The following is an 8890-nucleotide window of genomic DNA, read 5'->3' as shown; positions in this document are numbered from 1 at the left end:
TTTGGGGGTGGAGAGGCTCCCCCCCGTGGGGCGCCCAGGGACCCCCAAAGGGCTCCTCCCTCTTGGTCGTTTTGGCAGGGGGTTTGGGAGTGCCAGGGGGGTTTCCACCCCTCGTTCCCCCCCACGACCCGGTCACGAAGCCGCGCAAAGCACCCAAATCGGGCACCTTGCTCTCTCTTCGTGTCCTCTGTGGACAGTCATGAACGAGCCAGGCTTCTTCGGCGAGCGCGCCGCCAGCTCCATCACGTCGTGTTCGCCTTACCTCTCAAGAGAACCCGAATCGCCACTCGCGCCCCAACTGATCAGCGGTAATGCGACTTTGCCGGGGCCCCGCATGCGATGCGGTGAAAGCGCCCTTCGCCGCGTGTAACGAGGGGAAAGTCCCCTTCAGCCGCCATGGATCGGGGCCCTTCCAAGTGAGTCAAGCCTGGAAGGGCCCCGACCGGAAGCGGGGAGCCCGGAGTGCGGTACCCGGCGGAGCCCGAATCACCGTCGGTCCCGGTTACCTCCTGGCGTCCCCAGGGGGTGGCGGTGGGTGCGGAGGCGTAGCTGCCCACCGCCACCTGAGGGACCGCGGCCGCCGCGCGCGGCCCCGGTCCGTTCGCGATCCCGGGTCACCCGGCGGGAACGCGAGCCCAGGGCATCCTTTCCGGCGCGGGAACGGCCTCGGTCGGCGTCTCGGACAGGAAGTCCCGCTCGAACGGGGCCAGGATGTCCTCCCCGATCGGCGTCGCCGCGAACGAAGGAGCGGCGGGGGCGGGGAACACCGGCTCGGGCACCGGCAGCCGCCGGTCGAGTTCGGCGGTCCAGTGGATCATCGCCTTCGGCCGGTCCCAGCCCGCCGCGCCGATCAGCCTGCCGTCGCGGACGAAACCGGTGACCCCGTCGGAGAGTTCGATCGTGTCCTTGCCCAGCGACGGCATCCCGGCGGTCTGCAACCGCGCGTCGTACAGGGACGACCAGGCGCGGGGGAGTGGCGTGTACGGCCGCGCGTTGTCCCGGCCCAGCATCAGGCTTTCCGCCGCCGCGCGCCCGGATTCGACGCCGTTCATCCAGTGCTCGACCCGTCGCGGGGTCTCGTCGATCCGCAGGTTCGGCCATTTCGCGACGTCGCCGGCGACCACGACGTCTTCCGCCCCGACGGCGAAGAGGGTCGATTCGCACAGCACACCGTCGTCGATGGTCAGCTCCGAGCCGCGCAGCCAGTCCACGGCGGGCACGCTGCCGATCGAGAGCACCACGCAGCTGGCCACCAGGAACTGGTTGTTGGTCAGGTGCAGCCCTACCGTCTCCTTGGTGCTGATCCAGTTCCGCACCTCGGTGTTCATCGCCAGCTTGGCGCGATGGTGCTGGTGTTCCTTGGTGAGCGCCGACGCGATCCGCTCCCCGAAGCGGTGCAAAGGCGCCTTCGCGTGGCCGATGAGTGTGACGTCCCGGCCCATGTACCGCATCGACGCGGCGAACTCGTTCCCGATCAGGCCGCTGCCGATCACCACGACGGACTTGTTGCTGTTCCCCAAGGCCCGCCGGACGGCCAGTGAATCCTCCACGGTCCGCAGGACACGGACCCGGGGGTCGTGGCGCGGCGAGCCGGGAAGATGCCGGGGGTAGACGCCGGTCGCGATGATCAACCCGTCGTACCACAGGGATTCACCACCCGGCAGATGGACGGTGCGCTCCTTGCTGTCGAGCCAGGTCGCGCGGGTGCCGAGCCGCCAGTGGACGTCCAGGTCGACGTAGGGCTCCAGGCTCGCGGCCACCGGTTTCACTCCGCCGGTGATGAGCTCCTTCGACACCATCGGCCGGTGGTACGGCTTCCGCGGCTCGTCGCCGACCAGCACGATCTCGCCGTCGAAACCGAGTTCCCGCAACCGTTCCGCCGAGCGGAGGCCGGCGACGCCCGCCCCGACGATGACGATCCGATCTCCGTCACTCATCGTCGTACGCTCCTTCTCCCTTGACTCTGATGGCTTGTTTCGGGCAGAGCCGGGCGGCGGAGATGGCCTGGTCCAGCCCGTCCCGGTCGACCATCCGGCGGATGCGGAGCTTGCCGTCCGGTCCGATCTTGAACGTGGACGGCGCCTCCATCTCGCAGAAGCCGAAGATCTCGCACCGCTCGTTGTCGACGCTGACGCGAGTGCCGCGCCGGATGCTTCCGAAGATCATTGTTCGTTCTCCAAGTCGTCAGACCAGTTCTTCGACCAGGCCCAGCCGTTCCAGGTACCGGGTCGGCGTGAACCGCAGCGCGGTCAGCAGCACCGCGGGGACCAGCAGCGTGATCCCGCCGAACCACAGCAGGCCCAGATGCCCGTTGGCCATGGCCCCGAAGAACGCGTGCAACGCGGTGATCGCGACCGCCGGATAGGCGAGCCGGTGGATCCACAGAAAGCGCCGGTAGGAACTGAAGCGGCTGATGCCGCCGGTGAGCGCGACGGCGAGCATGACCTCGAGCCCGATGACGCCGAGTTCGTGCCGCGCGAGGGTGCCCGGCAGGAGCGGGATCGTGACTTGCGCCAGGGTGAATCCGTCGGGCAGGAACAGGAACGACATCGCGTGCACGACGCCGAACGACAACGTCAGGATGCCGAGCACCATATGCGAGTTGCGCAGTGCCTTCCGCCCGGTCAGCGACTTGATCCAGCCGGTCGCGGTGAGCACGCCCCAGCACAGGGTGAGGCACATGAAGCCGTACGAGATCCGGGCGGAGGTCTGCGCCATGCCCTTGATGCCGGGGTCGGTGTCCGTTTTCTGGGTCAGCACGATCACCACCTCGGACCACTGGTCATACATTGTTCTCTCCTGGGGCACTGGGAACCGGATCAGGTTCGGTGGTGGCCGCGCGGTCGCGGGTCCGGGTGTTCTTGCTGCGCAGGGTCCGGACGGCGAAGAACAGTCCGCCGCCGAGCACCACCGCGAGCAGCAGGCCGAGCGCGAGGTCGCCGAAGCCGACGTCCATCGCGGCGTTGGCCGAATTCGACTGCGGCACCGGGGCTTCCGGCATCAGCGACTGGTCGACGACGCCGGTGCTCTCCAGCAGGGTCATATGCCGCAGCACCGCCTGGTTGGCCGTGGTGGCGTAGTCACGGACGACGTCGTTGCGGGTACCGGCCCTGACCTGCGCGATGACGGGGAACAGCACACCGTGCGCGTACCGGAGCCGGTTGGCGAAGATGCGGTCGAACTCGCTGTCGTCGCGGGCGGCCTTCATCTCGCCGAGCCACGCGGACTGCTGATCCGACGGCTCGGACGGCAGGGCGATGCCGAACCGGTCGGCGATGGCGTGCGTCGCGGTGTCGAGCCTGCCATGGTCGATCATCAACGTCCGGCCGACTTCGCGGGTCCGCTTGCTCTTCCCGCGTTCCTGCGCCCACATCCCGGCGGGCATTTCCCACAGCCCGGCCAGTTTGACGTTGACGATCAGGTTCTTGTCCGCCGCGGAAAGCTCTTGAGCGTGCGCTTCGTCGACCGGGCCGAGCAGGCTCACCACGGCCGCGATCAGCAGGACGAGCAGCGGGCGGACGGGTCTGGGGAGGTCAGATGCCGAGGTCATCGGCCTGCCAGGTGTCGGCGGTGACCAGCACTTTCGTGCCGTCCGGCTTGGCGGGGAACCACGCGGCGTCGACGCCTTGCCCGCCGGTGTTGCCGGGCATCGCGTCGTCGGCGTTGCGGTAGAGCGGCCAGCCGGCGAGCGTGATCTGTTCGGTGCCGTCGTCCCTGGTCACGGTGCCGACGAGCGCGCGGTCGATGCCGGTGACCACGAGTTCACCGCTCGCCTTGGCAGGAATCCAGGTCCGCGCGCAGGTTTCGGTGCAATTCGACTTCGGCGGATTCACCGTGTCCTTGTCGTAGCGGTAAAGCGTGAAACCGTTGGTGTCGGTGACGATCGGCCCGAGGTCGAACAGGATCGCCGCCGTGACACCGGGGGCGGGTTCGGCCGCGGGGTCGGGCATTCCCGGGATCTGCCCGGTACCGGCGGTCGAGGCCGCGCCGGGAGAGCCGTTCGGTCCCGCGGTACCGGTGGTACAGGCCGAGGCCAGCGCGACCGCGGCCAAGGTGAGAGTCAGAGGTATGACCGAGCGTGACACGGGGTTCACGGAAATCCTCCTGTCGGGGCAGAGGAGAACGCCATCACCGCGGGGAGATGGTGTGCAGGCAGGTTCAATTCCACTGTGGACAGTCATGATCCACAGTGGATTCGGCGGTGCGGGGGACAGCGCCGGGTCGGGGTCTTCGGTAGGGGATACGGTCACGAGCGGGAAACGGTTCAAAAAACTTTCCCACGCTCGGAGAACCTGGCCGGAACGGTTTTGGTACTGGACTTATCGCCCCTGAGCCCACAAGGATGTGCCGCGTGGGACGCCACTCTCGGATACTGCAGCCAATCGTCGATCATGAACCCGCGTCGAACGGGCATGACGACCTCATCAGGGCGTTGTACCAGGAGTTCGGATCCAGCCTGATGGCGTTCGTGCTGAAGCTGACCGGCCACGATCGCCAGTGGGCCGAGGACGTGGTCCAGGAGACGCTCATCAAGGCGTGGCGCAACGCCGGCAAACTCGACCGGCAGCCGGAAATGCTGCGCGCCTGGCTGTTCACCGTGGCCAGGCGCATCGTCATCGACGGCTGGCGGAGCCGGAGCGCCCGCCCTCAAGAGGTGGAGGAACTGGAGTCGGATTCGATCGGAGTGCCGGACGAATCGGAGAAGACGCTCGCGGCCATGATCGTTTACGAGGCCCTGCGCAATCTTTCCCCGGAACAACGCGAGGCCGTTCAGCAGACCTATCTTCGTGACCGCACCGTGAACGAGGTCGCGGCGACGCTCGGGGTTCCGCCGGGTACGGTGAAATCGCGGATCCACCATGCTGTGCGCGCGTTGCGCAGGGCGCTGCAGGAGCGGGGGTGAGCGAGGTGTCCGGAGCTGTCCACACGGACATCGCCGCCTACGTGCTCGGCGTCCTGGGCGAGGAGGACCACGTCAGGTTCGAAGCGCATCTGCTGGAGTGCCCCGAGTGTCAGGTCGAGCTGGTGGAGATGTACCACCTGCCCGACATTCTCGACATGGTCAAGAAGAGCTGGCCGGATCCGCCCGTGAAGGGTCCGGGCCCGCGGGTGCTGCGAATGCTGCTCGCGGACGCGGCCAAGGCGGGCCGTCGCCGTAAGGTCATCCGGCTCGCCACGGCCGCCGCCGTACTCGTGCTCGTCGTCGGCGGACCACTCGCCGTCCTTTCGCTCACCGGCCGTGAACCGGTCGTGACACAGGCCGCGCCCACCGTCGTCACGTCGGTGGTGCCACCGCCTCCGTCGTCGTCGCGGGAACGTGAGACGGGTCCGGACGGCGGCGCCGCCCCGTTCGGCTGGTCCGAGGCGGGCAACGCGGTCGCCGCCGAGGTCACGGTGCAGGAGAAGGAGTGGGGCAGCGCCGTCGAACTCGAACTGCGCGGCCTCGTCGGCCCGATGACCTGCCAGCTTGTCGCCTACTCCCACGGCGGAGAGGCCTACGCCGTCAACAACTGGAGCGTGCCGGCCAAGGGGTACGGCGTCCCCGGTTCCCCTGCTCCCCTCGTCATCAGCGGTTCGACGGCGCTGCGGAAGGCCGACATCGAACGCTTCGAGGTCCACAAGTGGGACGGCACCGTGCTCGCCATCGTGCGCCGGTAGTCTTATAACGGAAAGATAACGGCCGGATCGCGTTTTGAACCGATCCTCGGCGGGCGCCGTATTCCCCAGTAGCCGGATCTGAATCGGCGGGCGAACAGAAGGGTTCGCCACGAATGCGGTAATCGGCGTATTCGACAAATGCGTGGCTCATGCCCGGGTTCGAGTGATCGGCGCGCCCGGAAAAGAATGAGGTGAGCAGCTAATGGCACGAAATCAAGGGCGCCATCGGATCGCCCGCAGGACCAAGATCGCGACCGCGTTGCTGGGCTTGTCGATCGCGGTCGGTGGTCTGGTGGTGTCCACCACGACCGGCGACCCCGAACGCGCCGCCGCGGACGAGGTGGACAAGTCGCAGTTCGTGGACATCATCGAGGTCAGGCCGAACGTCGACAAGCCGGAGCCGGGCCGGAACGCCTCCACCGGCTCGTTCACCGTCGACTGCGGCCGGAACGAGAACGGGCATTTCAATCCCGACAACTTCATCGCGCAGCCGGGTGTCCGCAATGGTGCCCAGCATCTGCACGATTACGTCGGAAACCTTTCCACGAACGCGGATTCGGACAACGACAGCCTGCTGGGCGCCGGCACCACCTGTCGCAACGGCGACGAGTCGACGTACTTCTGGCCGGTGGTGCGGATCGATACCGAGGAAGAAGCCGGACGACAGCAGGGCCGCGACGGCGAACGGAATCGCCGGGACCGGAACGACCAGCGGGAACAGGTGCAGTTGGACGAGCCGAACGCGGACAACGAACTCGCCGGCAACGACGGCGAGATCCAGCGCCCCGCGGTCGTCGACATCACCTTCAAGGGCAACGCCAGGGAGAAGGTGAAGGAGATGCCGAAGTTCCTCCGGATCCTTTACGGCGACGCGAAGGTCTCCACGAACGGTCCCGCCAACGCGCGGGAGAGCTGGACCTGCACGGGCTTCGAGAACAGGCTCATCAAGCAGTACCCGATCTGCCCCGAGGGCAGTGACGTCAAGCGGGTGCACACCTTCCCGAGCTGTCTCGACGGCGACAACATCGACAGTGAAAATCACCGGGATCACATCAAGTACCCCGACGAGAACGGCGAATGCGCGAACGGTCTCACCGCCGTCCCGGAGCTCACCATCTCGCTGACCTACCAGATCCCGCGAGGGATTCAGCTCGCCGGACAGTACAAAGTGGACTCGTTCCCCGAAGAGGACCACAACCCCTTCTCCGACCACGACGATTTCGCGAACGTGATGTCCGACCGGATCATGGATCGCCTCGTCGATTGCGTCAACGAAGGCCGTCAGTGCCGCGAATGACGCCCTGAAGCGGAAGCAGGAACCTGCGAAGAGAAAGGAAGATACTCCGGCCCGGCGGGTCCCCCCTACACCTCACCCATCCGCCGGGCCGGCCCTACCCGGAAACCGATCGACACAACTGAAGAACGCTCCGCAAGCATTCACCCGTCCTGTCGGTGGCTTTCCTTGGGAGGCTCGCCGGCAGGACGCTTTTCGGTAGGTTGGCGGCATGGGTGAGCAAAAGGACCGCATGCTGCGCGGCGAGCTGTACCGGGACAACGACCCCGAACTGGTCGCGGACCGCAGGCGCGCGCAAGCACTCGTCGACCGGTTCAACGGCACGGGCGCCGAGGAGACCGGTGAGCGGGACACGATTCTGCGCGAACTGCTGGGAAAGCTCGGCGAGGGCTCCTGGATCATGCCGCGGTTCCAGTGCGACTACGGCTACCTGATCGAGATCGGCGCCAACAGTTTCCTCAACTACGACGCCATCCTGCTCGACTGCGCGCCGATCAAGATCGGTTCTGACTGCTCGATCGGCCCGCGCTGCCAGCTTTTGACCGCGCTGCATCCCATGGAGGACCACGAACTGCGGCGGCAGCGCTGGGAGTCGGCCGCGCCGATCACCATCGGGGACAACGTCTGGTTCGGCGGTGGCGTCATCGTCTGTGCCGGAGTGACCATCGGGGATGACGTGGTGGTGGGCGCGGGCAGTGTCGTCACGCGTGACCTGCCGTCGAAGGTGTTCGCGGCGGGCAACCCGGCCCGCGTCATCCGCGAACTCTGAAGCTCACCGGTCCACCGGCGTGATCCTGGTGCGGCGGCTGTGCTCGAACACCATGGAGGTGCGCACGTCGGCCACCTCGGGGCGTTCGGTCAGCTTGTCGATCACGAAGGCGTAGAGGCTGTCGTTGTCGGGCACCGCGACATGCAGGATGAAGTCCTCGGTCCCGGTGGTCACGTAGAGCCCGACGAGGTCGGGCAGCGCGTTGACCCAGTTCCGGAAGCCTTCGATGTTGCGCCGCGAGGGCGGGCGCACGCGCACCGCGATGAGCGCCTGCACCCCGCGGCCGATCGACGGCAGATCCACGTCCAGCAGCGCGCCGCGGATCACGCCGCGTTCCCGCAGCCCGCGGGTGCGATCCAGCGCGGTGGTCGGCGAAACGCCCACCGCGGCGGCCACTTCACGGTTGGTCTTCCGTGCGTCCGACTGCAATTGCGCCAGGATCGCCTTATCAAGTTCGTCCAATCGCGCCATCTCGCGCCTCTCGCCGTATTAAGTACGAACATGGTGGACTGTACTCGTACGTCCTCTTAGCTTGACCTTGTTCATCCGTTTAAGTGAGCAGGAGATCAGCTGAATGTCCGAGCACGGTACGGCCATCGGATTCACCCCCGACGAAATCGACCTGACCGCGTCCACCCGGTCGGCCCGGTTGAAGTGGGTCATCGTGGTCAACAGCGAGCTGCCGCCGGGCCGGGCGGCGAACGCGGCCGTCTGCACCGCCGTCGCCACGGCGAAGTCGGTGACCGGGCTGCTGGGGGACGAAGCGGTCGACGCGAACGGCGAGCACTACTCGGGCCTGCCGTGGACCGGCTGCTCGGTGCTGGCGGCCGACGCCGCGCAACTCCGGGCCATCCGGACCAAGGCCGCGGCCTCGCCGGGCTGCCACGTCGCCGACATGCCCGCCGTCGCCCAGCAGATCCGCGTCTACACCGATTTCCTCGCGACGATGAAGGAGATCCCGACCGAGGAGATGGACTTCTGCGCCATCGGCATCGTCGGCCCGCGCAACCGGATCGACAAGCTGGTCGGGAAACTGCCGCTGATGCCGTGACCGGGTGGCCCTTCGGTACAGGTGGTCGTGAGTGGCGATTCGGGTTAGAACCCGAATCGCCACTCACGACCCCGGTGACCCACTCGGTACCAGTGCCCATTCCCCCCCGAAGTCCCCG

Annotated in this window: 11 protein-coding genes; 5 read left to right on the top strand and 6 right to left on the bottom strand. The window is 67.1% G+C overall.

From position 1 onward, the window contains the following. Positions 1-614 precede the first annotated feature (614 nt). Genes AC069I_RS36440 through AC069I_RS36420 form a run of 5 tightly spaced genes read right to left on the bottom strand, consistent with a single transcriptional unit; the run spans position 615 to position 4094 of the window. On the bottom strand, positions 615-1937 hold the full coding sequence (locus AC069I_RS36440; protein ID WP_340685150.1) for an NAD(P)/FAD-dependent oxidoreductase: 1323 nt from the start codon (positions 1935-1937) through the stop codon (positions 615-617). Beyond that, entirely contained in the window at positions 1930-2166 is a 237-nt protein-coding gene (locus AC069I_RS36435; protein ID WP_007033644.1) for a ferredoxin, read from the bottom strand. Before AC069I_RS36435 ends, AC069I_RS36440 begins: the two co-directional genes overlap by 8 nt. A gap of 18 nt (positions 2167-2184) precedes the next feature. Then, a complete protein-coding gene (locus AC069I_RS36430) occupies positions 2185-2790 on the bottom strand; it encodes a ferric reductase-like transmembrane domain-containing protein (RefSeq protein WP_478230829.1) in 606 nt (201 codons plus the stop codon). Continuing rightward, the gene (locus AC069I_RS36425) at positions 2783-3550 is read right to left on the bottom strand and encodes a DUF4142 domain-containing protein (protein WP_478230830.1); all 768 of its coding nucleotides are present in this window, start codon (positions 3548-3550) and stop codon (positions 2783-2785) included. The genes AC069I_RS36430 and AC069I_RS36425 overlap by 8 nt, the downstream gene beginning before the upstream one ends. After that, on the bottom strand, positions 3534-4094 hold the full coding sequence (locus tag AC069I_RS36420) for a hypothetical protein (RefSeq protein ID WP_478230831.1): 561 nt from the start codon (positions 4092-4094) through the stop codon (positions 3534-3536). Before AC069I_RS36420 ends, AC069I_RS36425 begins: the two co-directional genes overlap by 17 nt. Before the next feature lie 257 nt (positions 4095-4351). Between AC069I_RS36420 and AC069I_RS36415 the strand changes: the two genes are divergently transcribed. The 4 genes from AC069I_RS36415 to AC069I_RS36400 all read left to right on the top strand — a co-directional run bounded on the left by AC069I_RS36415 (position 4352) and on the right by AC069I_RS36400 (position 7721). Next, the gene (locus tag AC069I_RS36415; protein WP_034317190.1) at positions 4352-4903 is read left to right on the top strand and encodes a sigma-70 family RNA polymerase sigma factor; all 552 of its coding nucleotides are present in this window, start codon (positions 4352-4354) and stop codon (positions 4901-4903) included. Continuing rightward, the gene (locus tag AC069I_RS36410; protein WP_478230832.1) at positions 4900-5658 is read left to right on the top strand and encodes an anti-sigma factor family protein; all 759 of its coding nucleotides are present in this window, start codon (positions 4900-4902) and stop codon (positions 5656-5658) included. The genes AC069I_RS36415 and AC069I_RS36410 overlap by 4 nt, the downstream gene beginning before the upstream one ends. A gap of 202 nt (positions 5659-5860) precedes the next feature. After that, a complete protein-coding gene (locus AC069I_RS36405) occupies positions 5861-6955 on the top strand; it encodes a DUF1996 domain-containing protein (protein WP_478267407.1) in 1095 nt (364 codons plus the stop codon). A 208-nt stretch (positions 6956-7163) separates the two neighbouring features. Then, positions 7164-7721, top strand: a complete 558-nt coding sequence (locus AC069I_RS36400) for a sugar O-acetyltransferase (RefSeq protein WP_240597827.1) — start codon at positions 7164-7166, stop codon at positions 7719-7721. A 3-nt stretch (positions 7722-7724) separates the two neighbouring features. On the opposite strand, the gene AC069I_RS36395 is transcribed toward AC069I_RS36400, so the two are convergent. Beyond that, on the bottom strand, positions 7725-8192 hold the full coding sequence (locus AC069I_RS36395) for an Lrp/AsnC family transcriptional regulator (RefSeq protein WP_199745424.1): 468 nt from the start codon (positions 8190-8192) through the stop codon (positions 7725-7727). A 103-nt stretch (positions 8193-8295) separates the two neighbouring features. Here AC069I_RS36395 and AC069I_RS36390 point away from each other — a divergent pair, with 103 nt between their 5' ends. Beyond that, positions 8296-8772 (top strand): DUF2000 domain-containing protein, encoded by a 477-nt coding sequence (locus AC069I_RS36390; protein ID WP_340685156.1) that lies wholly within the window; start codon positions 8296-8298, stop codon positions 8770-8772. The last annotated feature ends 118 nt before the right edge of the window (positions 8773-8890 follow it).

It is taken from the genome of Amycolatopsis sp. NPDC043885, assembly GCF_056435685.1.
Note: the sequence above shows the minus strand (reverse complement) of the source record. Positions and strands in the feature narration are given on the sequence as shown.